The 18,746-nt window shown below is 72.7% G+C and carries 13 protein-coding genes; 10 read left to right on the top strand and 3 right to left on the bottom strand.

The window, feature by feature from the left end:
* Nucleotides 1-122: 122 nt before the first annotated feature.
* The 8 genes from ACFWIA_RS00845 to ACFWIA_RS00810 all read left to right on the top strand — a co-directional run bounded on the left by ACFWIA_RS00845 (nucleotide 123) and on the right by ACFWIA_RS00810 (nucleotide 12,362).
* Nucleotides 123-1,949, top strand: coding sequence for an ABC-F family ATP-binding cassette domain-containing protein (locus ACFWIA_RS00845; protein ID WP_386998982.1), 1,827 nt, complete (start codon nucleotides 123-125; stop codon nucleotides 1,947-1,949).
* A 259-nt stretch (nucleotides 1,950-2,208) separates the two neighbouring features.
* Nucleotides 2,209-4,125, top strand: coding sequence for a PQQ-binding-like beta-propeller repeat protein (locus ACFWIA_RS00840; RefSeq protein WP_386998980.1), 1,917 nt, complete (start codon nucleotides 2,209-2,211; stop codon nucleotides 4,123-4,125).
* A 75-nt stretch (nucleotides 4,126-4,200) separates the two neighbouring features.
* The gene (locus ACFWIA_RS00835; protein ID WP_386998978.1) at nucleotides 4,201-6,216 is read left to right on the top strand and encodes a PQQ-binding-like beta-propeller repeat protein; all 2,016 of its coding nucleotides are present in this window, start codon (nucleotides 4,201-4,203) and stop codon (nucleotides 6,214-6,216) included.
* A 389-nt stretch (nucleotides 6,217-6,605) separates the two neighbouring features.
* Nucleotides 6,606-7,304 carry a LuxR C-terminal-related transcriptional regulator gene (locus tag ACFWIA_RS00830; RefSeq protein WP_385486643.1) on the top strand — a complete coding sequence of 233 codons (699 nt, stop codon included), beginning with the start codon at nucleotides 6,606-6,608 and terminating at the stop codon, nucleotides 7,302-7,304.
* Between the two features lie 503 nt (nucleotides 7,305-7,807).
* Nucleotides 7,808-8,878, top strand: coding sequence for a galactose-1-phosphate uridylyltransferase (gene galT / locus ACFWIA_RS00825; protein WP_386998976.1), 1,071 nt, complete (start codon nucleotides 7,808-7,810; stop codon nucleotides 8,876-8,878).
* The gene (galE, locus tag ACFWIA_RS00820) at nucleotides 8,875-9,921 is read left to right on the top strand and encodes a UDP-glucose 4-epimerase GalE (protein WP_386998974.1); all 1,047 of its coding nucleotides are present in this window, start codon (nucleotides 8,875-8,877) and stop codon (nucleotides 9,919-9,921) included. Before galT ends, galE begins: the two co-directional genes overlap by 4 nt.
* An 85-nt stretch (nucleotides 9,922-10,006) precedes the next feature.
* The gene (gene galK / locus ACFWIA_RS00815) at nucleotides 10,007-11,236 is read left to right on the top strand and encodes a galactokinase (protein WP_386998972.1); all 1,230 of its coding nucleotides are present in this window, start codon (nucleotides 10,007-10,009) and stop codon (nucleotides 11,234-11,236) included.
* A 367-nt stretch (nucleotides 11,237-11,603) separates the two neighbouring features.
* Nucleotides 11,604-12,362 (top strand): LuxR C-terminal-related transcriptional regulator, encoded by a 759-nt coding sequence (locus tag ACFWIA_RS00810; protein ID WP_386998970.1) that lies wholly within the window; start codon nucleotides 11,604-11,606, stop codon nucleotides 12,360-12,362.
* Between the two features lie 38 nt (nucleotides 12,363-12,400).
* On the opposite strand, the gene ACFWIA_RS00805 is transcribed toward ACFWIA_RS00810, so the two are convergent.
* Nucleotides 12,401-12,898 carry a MarR family winged helix-turn-helix transcriptional regulator gene (locus ACFWIA_RS00805; RefSeq protein ID WP_385486633.1) on the bottom strand — a complete coding sequence of 166 codons (498 nt, stop codon included), beginning with the start codon at nucleotides 12,896-12,898 and terminating at the stop codon, nucleotides 12,401-12,403.
* Nucleotides 12,899-12,996: 98 nt separating this feature from the next.
* On the opposite strand from ACFWIA_RS00805, the gene ACFWIA_RS00800 reads away from it, so the two are divergent.
* The gene (locus ACFWIA_RS00800; RefSeq protein WP_386998968.1) at nucleotides 12,997-13,815 is read left to right on the top strand and encodes a trans-aconitate 2-methyltransferase; all 819 of its coding nucleotides are present in this window, start codon (nucleotides 12,997-12,999) and stop codon (nucleotides 13,813-13,815) included.
* Nucleotides 13,816-14,068: 253 nt separating this feature from the next.
* Here the strand turns inward: ACFWIA_RS00800 and ACFWIA_RS00795 are convergent, their stop codons facing one another.
* Together ACFWIA_RS00795 and ACFWIA_RS00790 are read right to left on the bottom strand one after the other, a co-directional pair.
* A complete protein-coding gene (locus ACFWIA_RS00795) occupies nucleotides 14,069-14,740 on the bottom strand; it encodes a TetR family transcriptional regulator (RefSeq protein WP_385486629.1) in 672 nt (223 codons plus the stop codon).
* Nucleotides 14,737-15,726, bottom strand: a complete 990-nt coding sequence (locus ACFWIA_RS00790) for an acyl-CoA desaturase (RefSeq protein ID WP_386998965.1) — start codon at nucleotides 15,724-15,726, stop codon at nucleotides 14,737-14,739. Before ACFWIA_RS00790 ends, ACFWIA_RS00795 begins: the two co-directional genes overlap by 4 nt.
* 279 nt (nucleotides 15,727-16,005) lie before the next feature.
* Between ACFWIA_RS00790 and ppc the strand changes: the two genes are divergently transcribed.
* A complete protein-coding gene (ppc, locus tag ACFWIA_RS00785; RefSeq protein ID WP_386998964.1) occupies nucleotides 16,006-18,738 on the top strand; it encodes a phosphoenolpyruvate carboxylase in 2,733 nt (910 codons plus the stop codon).
* The last annotated feature ends 8 nt before the right edge of the window (nucleotides 18,739-18,746 follow it).

Below are 18,746 nucleotides of genomic sequence, written 5' to 3'. Positions count from 1 at the left end.
GCCCTGACGGCCCGGGTCGGTGGCCCGCGCCGGGACCGGATCGGGGCCCCGGCGCCCCGGGAGGGGGAGGTGGGCGGGCCGACTAGGCTGGAGGGCCGGTCCATCCCCGCGGCAGGAGCCCCATGGCAGTCAACCTCGTCAGTGTCGAGTCCGTCGGCAAGGTGTACGGCACCCGTGCCCTGCTCGACGGGGTGTCGCTCGGCGTCAGCGAGGGCGACCGGATCGGCGTCGTCGGCCGCAACGGGGACGGCAAGACCACCCTCGTGCGGATGCTCGCCAAGCTGGAGGAGGCCGACACCGGTCGGGTCACCCACAGCGGCGGGCTGAGCCTGGGCGTGCTCACCCAGCACGACTCCCTCGACCCGACCGCCACCGTCCGGCACGAGGTCATCGGCGACCTCGCCGACCACCAGTGGGCCGGCAACGCCAAGATCCGCGACGTGCTGACCGGCCTCTTCGGCGGGCTGGACCTGCCCGGCTTCCCGCAGGGCCTGGACACCGTCATCGCGCCGCTCTCCGGTGGCGAACGCCGCCGGGTGGCGCTCGCCAAGCTCCTCATCGAGGAGCAGGACCTGATCGTCCTCGACGAGCCGACCAACCACCTCGACGTCGAGGGCATCGCCTGGCTCGCGGCCCATCTGCGGGCCCGCCGCTCCGCGCTGGTGTGCGTCACCCACGACCGGTGGTTCCTGGACCAGGTGTGCACCCGGATGTGGGACGTGCAGCGGGGCAAGGTCCACGAGTACGAGGGCGGCTACTCCGACTACGTGTTCGCCCGCGCCGAGCGGGAGCGCATCGCCGCCACGGAGGAGGTCAAGCGGCAGAACCTCGTCCGCAAGGAACTCGCCTGGCTGCGCCGGGGCGCCCCGGCCCGCACCTCCAAGCCCCGGTTCCGCGTCGAGGCGGCCAATGAGCTGATCAAGGACGTGCCGCCGCCCCGGGACACCTCCGAGCTGATGAAGTTCGCCAGCTCCCGGCTCGGCAAGACCGTCTTCGAGTTGGAGGACGTCACCGTCCAGGCCGGGCCCAAGACCCTGCTCCAGCACCTCACCTGGCAGCTCGGCCCCGGCGACCGGTTCGCCCTCGTCGGCGTCAACGGCGCGGGCAAGACCTCGCTGCTGCGGGCCCTCGCCGAGGCCTCCCGCACCCAGGGCGAGGCCCAGCCGGCCGCCGGGCGGGTCACCGTCGGCAAGACGGTGCGCCTCGCGTACCTCTCGCAGGAGGTCTCCGAACTCGCCCCGACGCTGCGGGTCCTGGAGGCCGTCCAGCAGGTGCGGGAGCGGGTCGACCTCGGCAAGGGGCGGGAGATGACCGCGGGGCAGCTCTGCGAGACCTTCGGCTTCGGCAAGGAGAAGCAGTGGACGCCGGTCGGGGACCTCTCCGGCGGCGAGCGGCGACGGCTCCAACTGCTGCGGCTGCTGATGGACGAGCCGAACGTCCTCTTCCTGGACGAGCCCACCAACGACCTGGACATCGAGACGCTGACCCAGCTGGAGGACCTGCTCGACGGCTGGCCCGGCTCGATGGTCGTCATCTCGCACGACCGGTTCTTCGTGGAGCGGACCACCGACCGGGTGTACGCCCTGCTCGGCGACCGTGCGCTGCGGATGTTGCCCCGCGGCATCGACGAGTACCTGGAGCGGCGCGAGCGGATGGCGTCGTCCGCCGCCCCGTCGACGTCCGCCCCGGCCGCCGCCGCACCCGCCGCGGCACCGAAGGGGCGTTCGTCCGCGGAGACGCGGGCGGCGCAGAAGGAACTCCAGCGGATCGAGCGGCAGATCGACCGGATCTCCGGCAAGGAGACCGGGCTGCACGAGCGGATCGCGGAGCACGCCACCGACTTCGAGAAGGTCGCCGCGCTCGACGCCGAACTGCGCGCGCTGGTCGCGGAGCGCGAGGACCTCGAAGCACGGTGGCTGGAGCTCGCCGACGAGGCCGAACCGGCGTGATCGCGCCACGGCGGCCGGCCCTGCGGTCGTCGTCCCGCTCGCCCCGCGGCCGTTGCGGTCCTCCGGATGCACGGGCTGCGGAGAGGGCGTGAAGGGGGCGTAACAGTGGGATCACAGGGCCGTCCGCCCTTGGGCACAGGACCTGTCCGCGCCGGGAGCGCCGGGTGGCGTGGTGATAGAAAGGGCCACCGAGACCAGAACGCGTACGCGCGTTCACGTACCGCCAGGCGCGCAGCAAATCAGTGAAGGGGGAGCGCTGATGAGTCAGCCGCCCGACGACCGCATGCCCACCGAGGGTGCGGCACCGAACGATTCCGGCCAGCCCGCGTCACCGCCGCCCCCTGCGGGCCCGCCCGCCGCGCCGGCACCCGGGTACGGCTACCCGCAGGCCCCGCCGCCCGGTGCGGCGGCGCCCCAGCCGGGCCCGTCGTACCCGCAGTCCGGCCCGTACGGTCAACCGTCCGGCCCGTACGGACAGCAGCCCGGACCCTACGGCGGGCCGGCCGGTCCCTACGGACAGCAGCCCGGTGCGCAGCCGGGGCCCTACGGGCAGCCGGGCCCGTACGGTCAGCAGCCCGGTCCGTACGGTCAACCGGTGGGGCCCTACGCCCAGCAGCCGGGGCCCTACGGTCAACCGACGCACCCCCAGGGGCCGTACGGGCAGCAGCCGACCACGGCCTCCTACCCGGGGGCGCCGCAGCCCCCGGCGCCGGGGAAGCGCAACCCGTTCCGGGGCAGGACCGGCATCGTCGTCGCCGGGGCGGTCGCCCTGGTCGTCGTGGCCGGCGGCGCCGTCATCGCCCTCAGCGGCGGTGACGACGAGAAGGACGACCCCGTCAAGAAGGACCCCGTCGCGGGCCCCAGCACCGCTCCGAAGCCGAGCGCCTCGGCCTCCGTCGACCAGGGCGACGGCAGCGGCAACGGCGGCGACGGGACCGGCGACAGCGTGGGCGTCGAGGAGCTGAACGCGGACCGCAAGGACGGCGACTCCCGGGCGCTCTGGTACCGACCCGCCCCGAAGGTGCCCGGCTCCGGCGCGGACGCCCCGGGCATGTGGGTGCGCGGGGACCTCGTCGCCAAGGCCGCGTACAAGCAGGTCGTCGGCTACGACGCGGGCAGCGGCGCGTCCCGGTGGACGGTGGACCTGCCGTTCAAGGTCTGTTCGGTCACCAAGGAGGCGAGCGGCGACGGCAAGGTCGTCGTCGCCCACATGAGCGGCGTCAGCGACCGCGCCAAGTGCAACCAGCTCCAGCAGATCGACCTGAAGACCGGGGCGAAGGGTTGGACGAAGAAGGTCTCCGACGGCGACCTGTTCGACAGCGTCCTCACCGCCTCGCTCCACCTGGTCGGCGACACCCTGGTGGTCGGCCGGCAGATGTCGGGCGTGGGGTACGACGTGGACAGCGGCAAGCAGCGGTTCACCGTGGAGAAGTACGGCACCGACTGCTACCCGGCCGCGTTCACCGGCGGCAGCAAGCTGTTCTCCGTGGCCTCCTGCGACCTGGGCGGCGACGACGAACACGACGAGCTGCGCCAACTCGACCCGGCCACCGGCAAGGTGCAGTGGACGAAGCGGTTCCCCAAGGACTGGCGGATCTCCCGGGTGTTCTCCCTGGACCCGGTGGTGCTGTACCTGTCCAACGACGACAAGAAGCAGTGGAACATCACCGCGCTGAAGAACGGTTCGGGCACGGTGCGCTCCCAGGTGTCCCTGAACGAGGCACCCGAGCCGGACTGCGGCTGGGCCAGCTTCGACCGCGCGTTGCAGAGCTGCACCGGGGTCGCCGCGGATGCCAACACGCTCTACCTGCCGAGCAAGGTGAAGAACGGCACGAACCAGCTCATCGCCGTCAACCTGAACACCGGCAAGGAGAAGTGGCGCGCCAAGTCCTCCGGCGCCGGACGGTCCCTGCTCCCGCTGCGCGTCGAGGACGGCCGGGTCCTCTCGTACGAGAAGCCCACCTACGAGGCGGGCGGCGTCGTCACCGGGACCCCGGTGGGCGGTGGCACCCCGAAGGTGCTGCTCCAGAACCCCGCGGGCGCCGCGGCCCTGGAGCGCACCTTCTACGCGAAGGCGATCGCGTACCAGGACGGTCGCTTCTACATCTCCACCACCATGCTGACGAACACGAAGAGCGATGCGGAGCAGAAGCTGATGATGGCCTTCGGTCCCTGACCGCCGGCCCGCAGTTCCGCAGTGTGCGTAGTTTTCCGCAGTTCCGTACTCCGAGTCTCCCGAGGTAGACACGTCATGAGCCACCCGCCCCAGCCGACCGACCCGCCCGGCGGGCAGCCCGGGGCCCCGCAGCCCGCGGAGCCGGGCGGCGCCCCCATGAGCTTCGGCAAGCCCCAGGACCCGCCCCCCGGCGGGTTCGGCGCCCCGCAACCGCCGCCCCCGGCCGGGGGCTTCGGCGCCCCGCAGCCCCCCGCCGGTGGTTTCGGTGCCCCGCAGGAACCGCCGCCGGGTGGTTTCGGCGCCCCGCAGCCCCCGCCGCCGGCGGGCGGCTACGGCACCCCGCCGGCCGGCGGCTACGGCTACCCCGCGGCACCGCCCGGGCAGCCGGGTCAGCCGCCGCAGGGTGCGGCGGGGTACGGGTACCCGGGGGCCCCGGGGCAGTCCGGCTACGGCCACCCGGGACAGCAGCCGTATGGGCAGCCCGGTCAGCAGCCGTACGGGCAGCCGGGCCAACAGGGCCACGGTCAGCAGCCGTACGGTCAGTACGCGGCGCCCACGGTGCCCGTGGCCCAGCAGTCCGGCGCCCCCGCCCGCCGCACCGGGCTGCGCAACCCGGTGACGTTGATCATCGGTGCGACGGTCCTGGTCATCGCGTTGATCGTCGGCGGTGGCGTCCTGTACGCCGGGCAGCAGGACGACGACAAGAACACCTCCGCCGGCAAGGACGAGAAGGGCGGCTCCGGCTCCGAGAAGGGCGCCGACGGCAAGGGCGGGTCCGATGGCGGTGGCGGTGCGGCGGGTGGCGGCCCGGCCGTCGCCGGTGGCGAGCCCCGCGAGAAGGCGCCCTCCAACACCAAGGCCAAGCCGCTGTTCCAGGTGGCCGCACCGGTGGTCAAGGACGACAGCACCATCCCGGTCGCCGGTTCCTGGCTCACCGACAAGGTGTACGCGAAGTCGGGCGTCGGCGAGGTCGTCGGCTACGACCCGACCAGCGGCGAGGAGCGGTGGACGGTGAAGCTGACCGGCCCGGTCTGCGCGGCCGGACGCCATGTCACCGCGGACAACCGGACGGCGCTCGTCGCCCAGCCGTCGATGCCCACCAAGGAGAAGCCGTACCAGGGCTGCACCCAGGTGTCGGTGCTCGACCTGGACACCGGCAAGCTGCTGTGGACGAAGACTGCGAAGTCCGCCGACCGGACCGTCTCCTTCGACGAGGTCACCATCGGCGCCGGTACGGTCGCCGCGGGCGGTTCGGCGGGCGGCGCCGCCTGGAGCGCCGCCGACGGCGCCGCCCTGTGGGCCCCCAAGCTGGGCGAGCCCTGCTACGACGCCGGGTACGCGGGCGGCGAGAACCTCGTCGCGGTCCGCCGCTGCGGTGACCTCGACAGCCGGCGCCTGGAGATCCAGAAGCTGGACCCGAAGACCGGCAAGCCGCTGTCCACGTACAAGATGGCGACCGGTGTCGACTACGCGAGCGTGGTGTCCACCAAGCCGCTCGTGGTCGCCGCGGACATCGGCGACTCGGCCGGGGACGGCAGCTCGATCTCCGACTTCTTCGCCATCGACGAGGAGACCGGCAAGCTGCGCTCGAAGTTCACCGCCGAGGGCGAGAAGTACGCGGCCCGGTGCGACGCGACCCGGGTGGAGCAGTGCAAGCTGCTCGCCGTCGGGAACGACCGGCTCTACCTGCCCACCGAGGAGCACGACGGCTCCGAGGAGTTCACCGACACCAACGAGATCGTTGCCTTCGACCTCGCCACCGGCAAGCTGTCCGGCGCCCGCGCCGACGCGGGCGACGGCTGGGTCCTGAGCCCGATCCGCATGGACGGCAGCAACCTCATCGCCTACAAGCGGCCCCCGTTCGACAAGGGCGGTCAGGTCGTCAGCCTGAACGGGTCCACGCTCAAGGAGACCGTCCTGATGGAGAACCCGTCGACGGAGTCCTCCCGGGAGCCCGAGCGGTCCTTCATGCCGGACTACTCCGAGTACCTCTTCGGCAGCGGGCGCTTCTTCATGAGCGCGGTCTACGCGTCGAAGCCCTACAGCAAGGACGAGGACAAGTTCCTGGCCGTGGGCTTCGGCACCAACTGACCCGCGCGTCACGGGCCGACGCCCCCTGAACGGCGCGCCTCCGCCCTCGCCTTCCCCGGTCCACCTCGGGGCAGACGGGGGCGGAGGCGTGTTCAGGGGGGCGCACGGAGGCGCGCGCCCGCGCTCGGGCACGAGCGTGCATTCGGGGCGTTCCGGGCCTGGGGGGCGGTTCGTCCCCGCCGTCGCGGGGGGTGTGCGGTGCGGTGGGGGCCCGTAATCCAGGGGTGGGTGTCGCGAGGCGTGCCCAAGGTATTACCGTCGGCTTCTCATCCGTTACGGCAGCGATCCGTCGAACAAGCGTGTAGCTTCCGGATGACGAGGGCAGGGGGTCCGGATCTGTGGGGGACCGGGCGGGGAAAGTGGGGGGTGACACTGTGGGTGTGCGGCTCATGGTCGTCGATGATCACAGGCTGCTCGCCGAGGCGTTGGCCTCGGCGCTGAAGCTGCGCGGGCACCGCGTGCTGGCCGCGGCGGCGCCCGCGGCGGGCGCGGCGGAGTTGGTGATCTCGCGGGCGCCGGAAGTGTGCCTGTTGGGCACCGCGGCTCCGGCGGAACCAGGCGTGTTCGATCCCGTGGTGCGGATCAAACGGGACCGCCCCCAGGTGGCGGTGGTCGTCCTGGGGCCGGTCCCGTCGCCCCGGGGGATCGCCGCGGCCTTCGCCGCGGGGGCTTCCGGCTACGTGCGCCACGACGAACGGATCGAGGGCGTGGAGCGGGCCATCATGAAGGCCCGCGCGGGGGAGTCCGCGGTGGCGCCGCAACTCCTCCAGGGCGCGTTCAGCGAGTTGCTGAACCCCGCGGCCCAACCCGACGACGAGGGGCAGCGGTTGCTCCAGATGCTGACGCCCCGCGAGGTGGAGGTGCTGGTGCGGGTCGCCGACGGCGAGGACACCCGGCTGATCGCCGCGGGCATGGGCATCGCGCCCTCCACGGCGCGCACGCATGTGCAGCGGGTGTTGATGAAGTTGGGGGTGGGGTCGCGGTTGGAGGCGGCGGCGCTGGCGGCTCGTACCGGGCTGTTGGATCGGGCGGGGCCGTTGGTGCCTTCGCCGGGGGCGGCGCTTCATCCGGGTTCCTCCGGGGGCTGAGTTCCGGTTCTGCTTCAGCGCGCTTCGTCGGTGTTTGCGGCGGGGCGCGCTCCCGTGTGTGCGCAGTTCCGTGCGCCGGGGTGCGCGGGGCGGTTCCTCCCCGGGGCCCTCGGGTGGGGCCTTCCGGCGGTGCGTTGGCCCGTGCGGGTGCGTGGGGGTGCTCGCGCAGTTCCCCGCGCCCCTTGGGTGCGTCCACCTCTGGCTGCGCCGTCCTGCTCGGTGCGTTGTCGTTCTGCGCAGTTCCCCGCGCCCCTTTGGGGCACTCGCCTGCGGGTGCGTTGGTCCCCCTGCGGGTGTGTGGGGGGTGCTCGCGCTCCTTTGGGTCTTGCTGTGCTCGGGCCTGATCGTTGCGGTGGGGGTTTTGATCGGGGGTGGATGTTGTTTGATTCTGATGAGGTGAATTCCGTACATGCCTTGACCGGGGTCGTCGGCCCGTGATTTGTTGTGTTCGATTCTGTTGGATCTTTGGAGGTCGGTAGGGACCACCGACGAGGAGCGCCGCAGTGAAGAAGACGTCGACCCGACTGGCCGACGGCCGGGAGCTCATCTACTACGACAGCCGCGACGACACGCTCCGCACGGCCGCCGACCCCCGGCCGCTCGCGCCCGTCACGACCACGTCCGAGGTCCGCCACGACCCGCTCCTCGGTGACGACGTCGCCATCGCCTCGCACCGTCAGGGCCGCACCCACCTCCCGCCCGCGGACGAGTGCCCGCTGTGTCCTTCCACCGGCGCCCGACCCACCGAGATCCCCGACAGCTCGTACGACGTCGTCGTCTTCGAGAACCGGTTCCCCTCCCTGGCGGGGGACTCCGGCCGGTGCGAGGTCGTCTGCTTCACCCCCGACCACGGGGCGTCCTTCGCCGACCTCACCGACGAACGGGCCGCCCTCGTCCTCGACGCCTGGATCGACCGGACCGCGGAACTGTCCCACCTGCCCTTCGTGGAGCAGGTGTTCTGCTTCGAGAACCGGGGCGCCGAGATCGGCGTCACCCTCGGCCACCCGCACGGCCAGATCTACGCGTACCCCTTCACCACCCCCCGCACCGCCCGGATGCTGCGCTCCACCGCCCGGCACCGCGCGGCCACCGGGCGCAACCTCTTCGACGACGTGCTGGCCCGCGAACTCGCCGACGGCAGCCGGGTCGTGCTGGAGACCGGAGCGTGGGTCGCCTTCGTGCCCTACGCCGCGCACTGGCCGTACGAGGTGCACCTCTACCCCAAGCGCCGGGTCCCCGACCTGCTCGGCCTGGACGACACCGCACGCACCGAGTTCCCCGGCGTCTACCTCGACCTGCTGCGCCGCTTCGACCGGCTCTTCGGCCCACAGGCGCCGCCGACCCCGTACATCGCGGCCTGGCACCAGGCGCCGTTCACCACCCCCACGGCGGGCGGGTCGGGTGAGCTCGCCGACCGGGACGAGTTCGCCCTGCACCTGGAGCTCTTCACCGTTCGCCGTACTTCCGGCAAGCTGAAGTTCCTCGCCGGTTCGGAATCCGGCATGAGCGTGTTCATCAACGATGTGCCGCCGGAGGACGCGGCACGACGACTGCGAGAGGCAGCGCTCCGATGAACACCCAGAGCACCCAGCGCACCCGGACCACGCACGACGCGCAGCAGCACGAGGGGCCCCCGGCCAGCGGCCGTTACTTCGTCACCGGCGGCGCCGGGTACGTCGGCAGTGCCGTCACCGCGCTGCTGCTGGCCGCCGGACACCGGGTGACCGTCCTGGACGACCTGTCCACCGGCTTCGAGGAGGCGGTGCCGCCCGGCGCCGGGTTCGTCCGGGGCCGCGTCCAGGACGCCGCCCGCTGGCTGGACGGCTCCTACGACGGCGTCCTGCACTTCGCCGCGTCCTCGCAGGTCGCGGAGTCCGTCGCCCGGCCCGAGAAGTACTGGCAGAACAACGTCGGCGGCACCATGGCACTGCTCACCGCGATGCGGGACGCCGGCGTGCGCCGCCTCGTCTTCTCGTCGACCGCCGCCACCTACGGCGAACCCGTGCGGACCCCGCTCACCGAGACCGACCCGACCGTTCCCACCAGCCCCTACGGCGCGTCCAAGCTGGCCGTGGACCACATGATCGGCGGTGAAGCGGCGGCCCACGGGCTGGCCGCGGTGTCGCTGCGCTACTTCAACGTCGCGGGCGCCCACCGCGCGCCCGACGGCACCCTGTACGGCGAGCGGCACGAACCGGAGTCGCACCTGATCCCCCTGGTGCTGCGGGTCGCGGCGGGCGAACGGGACACCGTCCACGTGCACGGTGACGACTACCCGACGCCCGACGGCACCTGTGTGCGCGACTACCTCCACGTCAGCGACCTCGCCGAAGCCCATCTGCTCGCGCTCGGCGCCGCGGCCCCCGGCGAGCACCTGATCTGCAACCTCGGCAACGGCAACGGCTTCTCCGTCCGCGAGGTCGTCGCGACGGTCCGCGCGGTCACCGGCCACCCGGTGCCCGAGACGCCCGGGCCCCGCCGCCCCGGTGACCCTGCCGTCCTGGTCGCCTCGGCCGCCACCGCCCGGGAACGGCTCGGCTGGCGGCCCGGCCGGCCGGACCTCGCGGACATCGTGGCCGACGCCTGGGCGTTCGCCCGCCGGGCCGCCGTCCGCTGAGCCCGTCCCGCCCCGCCGCCCCGTGACCGCCAGCCCGACCGGCCCCGCCGCCCCGCGGACCGTCCACCACGTCGAGGGACCCGCCATGACGCCCACCGACCCCACCGCTCCCGCCCCGGGTGCCGGTACCGACCCGTCCACCGCTCCCGAAGCCGTCGCGCGGGCCTTCGAGGAGCTGTACGGGAGCGCCCCCGAAGGGGTGTGGGCGGCGCCCGGCCGGGTCAACCTCATCGGTGAGTACACGGACTTCAACGAGGGCTCCGTGATGCCGCTGGCCCTGCCGCACACCGTGGTCGCGGCCGTGTCCCGCCGCACCGACGGGGTGCTGCGGCTGCACTCGGCGAACGCGCCGGACCCCGCCGCGGCCCTGGTGGAACTGCGTACGGCCGAGCTGGCGCCCCGCTCCGGCGGGGGCTGGGCCGCCTACCCGGCCGGGGTCCTGTGGGCGCTCGCCCGGGCCGGGCACCGGGCGGTCCTCGACGGCGCCGACGTGCACCTGGCCTCCACCGTGCCGACCGGCGCCGGGCTCTCCTCGTCCGCCGCCCTGGAGGTGGCCACCGCGCTCGCCCTGGACGAGCTGTACGCCCTCGGCCTCGACCGTCCCGGACTCGCGCGCCTCGCCCAGCAGGCCGAGAACGCGTACGTCGGCGTGCCCTGCGGGGTGATGGACCAGATGGCCTCCGCTTGCTGCGTGCCCGGTCACGCCCTGCACCTCGACTGCCGGGACCTGAGCACCCGACAGGTCCCCTTCGACCTGGGCGCGCACGGGCTGCGGCTCCTGGTGGTGGACACCCGGGTGCAACACGCCTTGGGCGACGGGGCGTACGCCGAGCGGCGCGCGGGGTGCGAACAGGGCGCGCGGGAGTTGGGTGTCTCCCATCTGCGCGACGTTCCGTACGACACGCTCCCGGACGCGCTCGCGCGCCTCGGTGACGAGCGCGTGCGCCGTTACGTACGGCACGTGGTCAGCGACGAGCAGCGGGTCGCGCAGGTCACCGCCCTGCTCGGCGCGGGCACCCCCGAGGCGCTGCGCGCGATCGGCGGCGTCCTCACGGCGGGCCACCACTCGCTCCGCTATGACCTGCGGGTCTCCTGTCCCGAACTCGACCTGGTGGTGGGCGTCGCGAACGCGGCGGGGGCGCACGGGGCGCGGATGACCGGCGGCGGCTTCGGCGGTTCCGCGCTCGTCCTCGTCGAGGAGTCCGCCGCACCCGTGGTGGGGGACGCGGTGCGGGCCGCCTTCGACCGTGCCGGCCACCGGGCGCCCCGGATCTTCGACGCGACTCCCTCGGCCGGGGCGCGCCGACTCGGCTGAACCCGTTCGACGGCACCGACACCGTTCCCGATCTTCGGGCGGTGTCGGTTCACGCGGTGGATGACCCCCGCACTTTGTCGACTTCTGTCTCAATACGAAGCATCAGACCCGCCTCGAACTGCGAGGTCAAACAGTTCCCCAAATAGGCTTCCGCTTCTGCCGGGCGGCCTTACTCTGATGGGCAGCGCCGGTGGGGGCCGGCGTCGATCAGGGGGCGAGACAGTCGGGTACGACGCCCGAAGTGGGGGTAGCAGTCCAGGCACGGCGACGGTCGTGCGGCTGCGGCGACTCGTACCCGGACCGATCCGGGTCCGGGTTCCACTCGGGGCGCCGCACCCGCTCAGGTCGTCCCCCAAAGGGGGTTTCTGTGGTTCGTATTCGCGCGCTGGTCGTTGACGACCATCGTATTTTCGCCGAGTCGCTCGCGGCGGCGCTCGCCGCCGAGCCCGATGTCGAGGTGTCGGCGGCGGGCAGCGGCCCGGCGGCCCTGCGTTGCCTGGACCGCGCGGCGGCCGATGGGCGCAGATTCGACGTGCTGCTCGTCGACGCCGACCTCGGCGCGGCGGCGGTGGGCGTCCTGCCCGGGGCGCGGCCGGCCGTGGCGGTCGCCGGCGGGACCGACGGGGTGCCCGCCGTGGACGGGATCTCGCTGGTCGCCGCGGTGCGGCAGGCGCAGCCCGGGGTCCGCACGGTGGTGCTCGCCGAGAAGGACGATCCGCGCCGTGCGGCGCAGGCGCTCCAGGCGGGTGCCAGTGGCTGGGTCGCCAAGGACTGTTCGCTGTCGCGGTTGCTGAACGTGATCCGGGGGGTGCTGCGGGACGAGACCCATCTGCCGCCGGCGCTGCTCACGGGGGTGCTGCGGGAGCTGACCGCGGCCCGCAAGCACCGCACGGAGAGCGAGCGGCTGGTCGAGTCGCTGACCCCGCGCGAGCGCGAGGTGCTGCGCTGCATGGTCGCGGGCCTCGGCCGCAAGGCGGTCGCGGAGCGGCTGTTCCTGTCCCCGCACACCGTGCGCACCCATATGCAGAACGTGCTCGGGAAGCTCGGCGTGCACAGCACGCTGGCGGCGGTGGCGCTCGCCCGGCGGGCCGGGGTGGGCCCCGTGGACCTCGAAGCGGCCTCCTAGGCGGATACGGGCGCCCGGACCCCGGGCCCGGTGCGGGGTCAGCCGGGAATGTTGTCGAACGGGGCGGTGAGCTGTCTCAGCAGTGCGGCCAGTTCGCCGCGCTGGGCGCGGGACAGCTCCGAGAGGATCGCCCGTTCCTGGTCGAGCAGGCCCGCCAGGGCCTGGTCGGCGCGGTCCCGCCCCTCGGGCGTGAGCCGTACGAGGACGCCCCGCCGGTCGTTGGGGTCGGGGAGCCGTTCCACCAGGCCCTTCTTGGTGAGCCGGTCGATCCGGTTCGTCATGGTGCCCGAGGTGACCAGGGTCTGCGTGAGCAATTGGCCCGGGGACAGTTGGTAGGGGGAGCCGGCCCGGCGCAGTGACGTCAACACGTCGAACTCCCAGGGCTCCAGCTGGTGTTCGGCGAAGGCCAGTCTGCGTGCGCGGTCGAGGTGTCTGGCCAGCCTGCTCACCCGGCTGAGCACCTCCAGGGGCTCCACGTCGAGATCGGGGCGCTCCCGGCGCCACGCTGCGACCAGCCGATCGACCTCGTCCTCCATGGCGATCAGTGTAATAGGTCTGTCGACGTGAAGTCTCTTGATGTCAAGATAGGTTTGAGGGGGTGGTGGACGGTCCACCGCTCCGCGAGGAGGACGCCGTGCCCGCCGTACCCGTCTGGGACCCGCACCAGTACCTGCGCCACGCGGACCACCGCGGCCGTGCCTTCGTCGACCTCCTGGCCCGGGTGCCCGAGCCGCCCGGCGGGCCGGCCCCGCGCATCGCGGACCTGGGGTGCGGGCCCGGCAACGTCACCACCCTGCTCGCCGAGCGCTGGCCCGCCGCGCGGATCACCGGGTACGACAACTCCCCGGACATGCTGGAACGGGCCCGGAAACTCGCTGGGCCCACCGCCGGCGGCGGCCGGCTCGACTTCGCGCACGCCGACGCGGTCCACTGGGCGCCCGACCCGGCCGAGCCGTACGACCTGCTCATCAGCAACGCCCTGCTCCAGTGGGTGCCCGGGCACACCGACCGCTTCGCCGACTGGATCGCGGGCCTCGCCCCCGGCGGCACCTTCGCCTTCCAGGTGCCCGGCAACTTCGACGCGCCCAGCCACGCCCTGCTGCGGGAACTCACCGGCTCCCCGCGCTGGCGACAGCGGCTCGACGGGGTGCTGCGGCACGGGGACGCGGTGCGCGAGCCCGCCCAGTACCTCGCCGCGCTGGCCGCCCTCGGCTGCGAGGTGGACGCCTGGGAGACCACGTACCTGCACGTGCTCGGCGGGGACGACGCGGTGCTCGACTGGATCACCGGCACCACGCTGCGGCCCGTACTCGCCGCGTTCGACGGCGACCCCGAGGAACGGGACGCCTTCCTGGACGAGTACCGCATCGCCCTGCGCCGCGCCTACCCGGCCGCCGCACACGGCACGGTGCTCCCGTTCCGCCGCATCTTCGTAGTAGCCCGCCGCAGCTGACCCCCCGGGAAGGCCGGACGCCCCTGATCAGGGGCGCGGGGAACTGCGCAAAACCCCCCACGCACCCGCACGGGCCAACGCACGCGCAGCGGATCGCACCTGATCAGGGGCGCGGGGAACTGCGCAACCCCCCCCAGCGCACCCCGCAGAACAGCGCACACGCAGCGGATCGCACAGAATCAGGGGCGCGGGGAACTGCGCAAAACCCCCCACGCACCCGCACGGGCCAACGCACGCGCAGCGGATCGCACGGTCACGTGTGACGGTGCCCCATCAACCGCGGCTTGGGCTCCAACCCGTGGAGCCCATGCCACGCGAGGTTCACGAGATGCGCCGCCACCTCCGCCTTCTTCGGACGGCGCACGTCCAACCACCACTGACCGGTCAGGGCGACCATCCCCACCAGCGCCTGCGCGTACAGCGGCGCCAGCTTCGGATCGAAGCCCCGGCTCTTGAACTCGCGCCCCAGGATGTCCTCGACCTGCGTCGCGATGTCGGAGATCAACGAGGCGAACGACCCCGTGGACTGGGCGACGGGGGAGTCCCGCACCAGGATGCGGAACCCGTCGGTGTACTCCTCGATGTAGTCGAGCAGCGCGAACGCGGCCTGTTCGAGCAGTTCCCGCGGATGCCCGGCGGTGAGCGAGCCGGTCACGCCGTCCAACAGCCGGCGCATCTCCCGGTCCACCACCACCGCGTACAGGCCCTCCTTGCCGCCGAAGTGTTCGTACACCACCGGCTTCGACACCCCCGCCTTCGCGGCGATCTCCTCCACCGAGGTGCCCTCGAAACCCTTGGCCGCGAAGAGGGTGCGGCCGATCTCCAGCAGTTGCTGGCGGCGCTCCGCGCCGGTCATCCGGGTGCGGCGGGTGCGCCGCGGCTTCTCGCTGGAGGTGCTGGAGTCGGTCGCCACGCCGTCCATCATGCCGGTTCGGCGGCTTCCTGCTTGCGTCGGGAGTCGATCCGCGACGGGGACGGCCAGCGCACGTCGTACGCCCAGCCCAGCTTCTCGAACCAGCGGATGAGCCGGGCCGAGGAGTCGACCTGCCCGCGCATCACCCCGTGCCGCGCCGACGTCGGGTCCGCGTGGTGGAGGTTGTGCCAGGACTCGCCGCAGGACAGGACCGCCAGCCACCACACGTTGCCCGAGCGGTCCCGGGACCGGAACGGGCGCTTGCCGACCGCGTGGCAGATGGAGTTGATCGACCAGGTCACGTGGTGCAGCAGGCCCACCCGGACCAGGGAACCCCAGAAGAACGCGGTGAACGCGCCCCACCACGACATGGTCACCAGCCCGCCGATCAGCGCCGGCAGCGCCAGCGAGAGCAGCGTCCAGTACACGAACTGGCGCGAGATGAGACGGATCGCCGGGTCCTTCACCAGGTCCGGGGCGTACTTCTCCTGCGAGGTCTGCTCCTCGTCGAACATCCAGCCGATGTGCGCCCACCACAGGCCCTTGAGGAGCGCCGGCACCGTCTCCCCGTACCGCCACGGCGAGTGCGGGTCGCCCTCCGCGTCGGAGAACTTGTGGTGCTTGCGGTGGTCGGCGACCCACCGCACCAACGGGCCCTCCACCGCGAGCGAGCCCGCGACGGCCAGCGCGATCCGCAGCGGACGCTTCGCCTTGAAGGAGCCGTGGGTGAAGTAGCGGTGGAAACCGATCGTGATGCCGTGACAGCCGAGGTAGTAGAAGAAGACGAGCAGCCCCAGGTCCAGCCAGCTCACCCCCCACCCCCAGGCCAGGGGCACGGCGGCGACGATCGCGAGGAAGGGCACGGCGATGAACAGCAGCAGCGTGATCTGCTCGATCGCCCCCTTCTGCTCGCCCCCTAGGGTCGCGGACGGAATCGCCCGGTCGGACCCTTCTGACGCCGAAGAGGCGTCGTCGAGCACGTCGGATCGGGTGGTCATGGGGAGTTCCCTGGGGGGTCGGGGGCATGGGGAGGGGGACGCGTGCGGCCACGGTCCCTACGGTTCCGTAACCTACGGCGACGTAAGTATGGCAGTGCGCCCCCGCTCGGCAAGAGGCCCTTGGCCGCGCGTTGGTCCGGACACCTATCCTGGGGAGCGGCCGGACAGCGTCGTCCGCTCTGTGTTCGTCCCGGGCCCCGAGCGGTGCCAGCCGCCCTCACCACGGACAACCCCGGGTTCCCCTCCAGAAGCGCCTCAACACTGCAAGGAGCCGCACCTGTGAGCAGTGCCGACGACCGGACCACCACCACCAGCCCCGAGCTGCGGGCCGACATCCGCCGACTGGGTGACCTCCTCGGCGAGACCCTGGTCCGCCAGGAGGGCCCCGAGCTCCTCGACCTCGTCGAACGCGTCCGCCGCCTCACCCGTGAGGACGGGGAGGCCGCCGCCGACCTCCTCGGCGGTACGGAGCTGGAGACCGCCGCCAAGCTGGTGCGCGCCTTCTCCACCTACTTCCACCTCGCGAACGTCACCGAGCAGGTCCACCGCGGACGCGAGCTGCGGGCCAAGCGCGCCGCCGAGGGCGGACTCCTCGCGCGCACCGCCGACCGCCTCAAGGACGCCGACCCCGAGCACCTGCGGGAGACGGTGGCGAACCTCAACGTCCGCCCCGTCTTCACCGCCCACCCGACCGAGGCGGCCCGGCGCAGCGTCCTCAACAAGCTCCGCCGCATCGCCGCCCTGCTGGAGACCCCGGTCGTCGAGGCCGACCGGCGCCGCTACGACACCCGCCTCGCCGAGAACATCGACCTCGTCTGGCAGACCGACGAACTGCGGGTGGTGCGCCCCGAGCCCGCCGACGAGGCCCGCAACGCCATCTACTACCTGGACGAGCTGCACGCCGGAGCCGTCGGTGACGTCCTCGAAGACCTCACCGCCGAACTCGAACGCGTGGGCGTGAAGGTCCCCGAGGGCTCCCGCCCGCTCACCTTCGGCACCTGGATCGGCGGCGACCGCGACGGCAACCCCAACGTCACCCCCCAGGTGACCTGGGACGTCCTGATCCTCCAGCACGAGCACGGCATCAACGACGCCCTCGAACTCGTCGACGAGCTGCGCGGCTTCCTCTCCAACTCCATCCGCTACACCGGGGCCACCGAGGAACTGCTCACCTCCCTCCAGGCCGACCTGGAACGCCTCCCCGAGATCAGCCCCCGGTACAAGCGGCTGAACGCCGAGGAGCCCTACCGCCTCAAGGCCACCTGCATCCGGCAGAAGCTGGAGAACACCAAGACGCGCCTGGCCAGCGGCACCCCGCACGAGTCCGGCCGCGACTATCTGGGCACCGCGGAGCTGCTGCGCGACCTCACCCTCGTCCAGACCTCGCTGCGCGAGCACCGGGGCGCGCTGATCGCGGACGGCCGGATGAACCGCACCATCCGCACCCTCGCCGCCTTCGGCCTGCAACTCGCCACCATGGACGTCCGGGAGCACGCGGACGCCCACCACCACGCCCTCGGTCAGCTCTTCGACCGGCTCGGCGAGGAGTCCTGGCGCTACACCGACATGCCCCGCGAGAGCCGCACCAAGCTGCTCGCCAAGGAGCTGCGCTCGCGCCGTCCGCTCGCCCCGACCCCGGCCCCCCTGGACGCCGCCGGGCTGAAGACCCTCGGCGTCTTCGGCACGATCAAGCGCGCCCTGGAGGTCTTCGGACCCGAGGTCATCGAGTCGTACATCATCTCCATGTGCCAGGGCGCCGACGACGTGTTCGCCGCGACCGTGCTGGCCCGGGACGCCGGACTGATCGACCTGCACGCCGGCTGGGCCAAGATCGGCATCGTTCCGCTGCTGGAGACCACCGACGAGCTGCGCGCCGCCGACGTCATCCTCGACGGCATGCTCGCCGACCCCTCCTACCGGCGGCTGGTCGCCCTGCGCGGCGACGTCCAGGAGGTCATGCTCGGCTACTCCGACTCGTCCAAGTTCGGCGGCATCACCACCAGCCAGTGGGAGATCCACCGCGCCCAGCGCCGGCTGCGGGACGTCGCCCACCGCTACGGGGTCCGGCTGCGCCTGTTCCACGGCCGCGGCGGCACCGTCGGCCGCGGCGGCGGCCCCTCGCACGACGCGATCCTGTCGCAGCCCTGGGGCACCCTGGAAGGCGAGATCAAGGTCACCGAGCAGGGCGAGGTCATCTCCGACAAGTACCTCGTGCCGTCCCTGGCCCGGGAGAACCTGGAACTGACCGTCGCCGCGACCCTCCAGGCGTCGGCCCTGCACACCGCGCCCCGCCAGTCCGTCGAGGCCCTCGCCCGCTGGGACGCGGCCATGGACGTCGTCTCCGACGCCGCCCACGGCGCCTACCGCGAACTGGTCGAGGACCCCGACCTGCCCGCCTACTTCTTCGCCTCCACCCCGGTCGACCAGCTCGCCGACCTGCACCTGGGTTCCCGGCCCTCCCGCCGGCCCGACTCCGGCGCCGGACTCGACGGCCTGCGCGCCATCCCGTGGGTGTTCGGCTGGACCCAGTCCCGCCAGATCGTCCCCGGCTGGTACGGGGTCGGTTCCGGGCTCAAGGCGCTGCGCGAGGCCGGACTCGACGGCGTCCTCGACGAGATGCACGAGCACTGGCACTTCTTCCGCAACTTCGTGTCCAACGTCGAGATGACCCTCGCCAAGACCGATCTGCGGATCGCCCGCCACTACGTCGACACCCTGGTGCCCGAGGAGCTCAAGCACGTCTTCGAAGCCATCGAGGCCGAGCACGCGCTCACCTGCCGCGAGGTCATGCGGATCACCGGCGGGGAGCGCCTGCTCGACACCCACCCGGTGCTCCAGCAGACCTTCGCCATCCGCGACGCCTACCTGGACCCGATCTCCTACCTCCAGGTGTCGCTGCTCGCCCGCCAGCGGGCCGCCGCCGCCCGGGGCGAGGAGCCCGACCCGCTGCTCGCGCGGGCGCTGCTGCTCACCGTCAACGGGGTCGCCGCCGGTCTGCGCAACACCGGCTGACCCGCGGG

The sequence above is a fragment of the Streptomyces sp. NPDC127068 genome, assembly GCF_042724695.1.
Lineage (GTDB): Bacteria > Actinomycetota > Actinomycetes > Streptomycetales > Streptomycetaceae > Streptomyces.
Note: the sequence above shows the minus strand (reverse complement) of the source record. Positions and strands in the feature narration are given on the sequence as shown.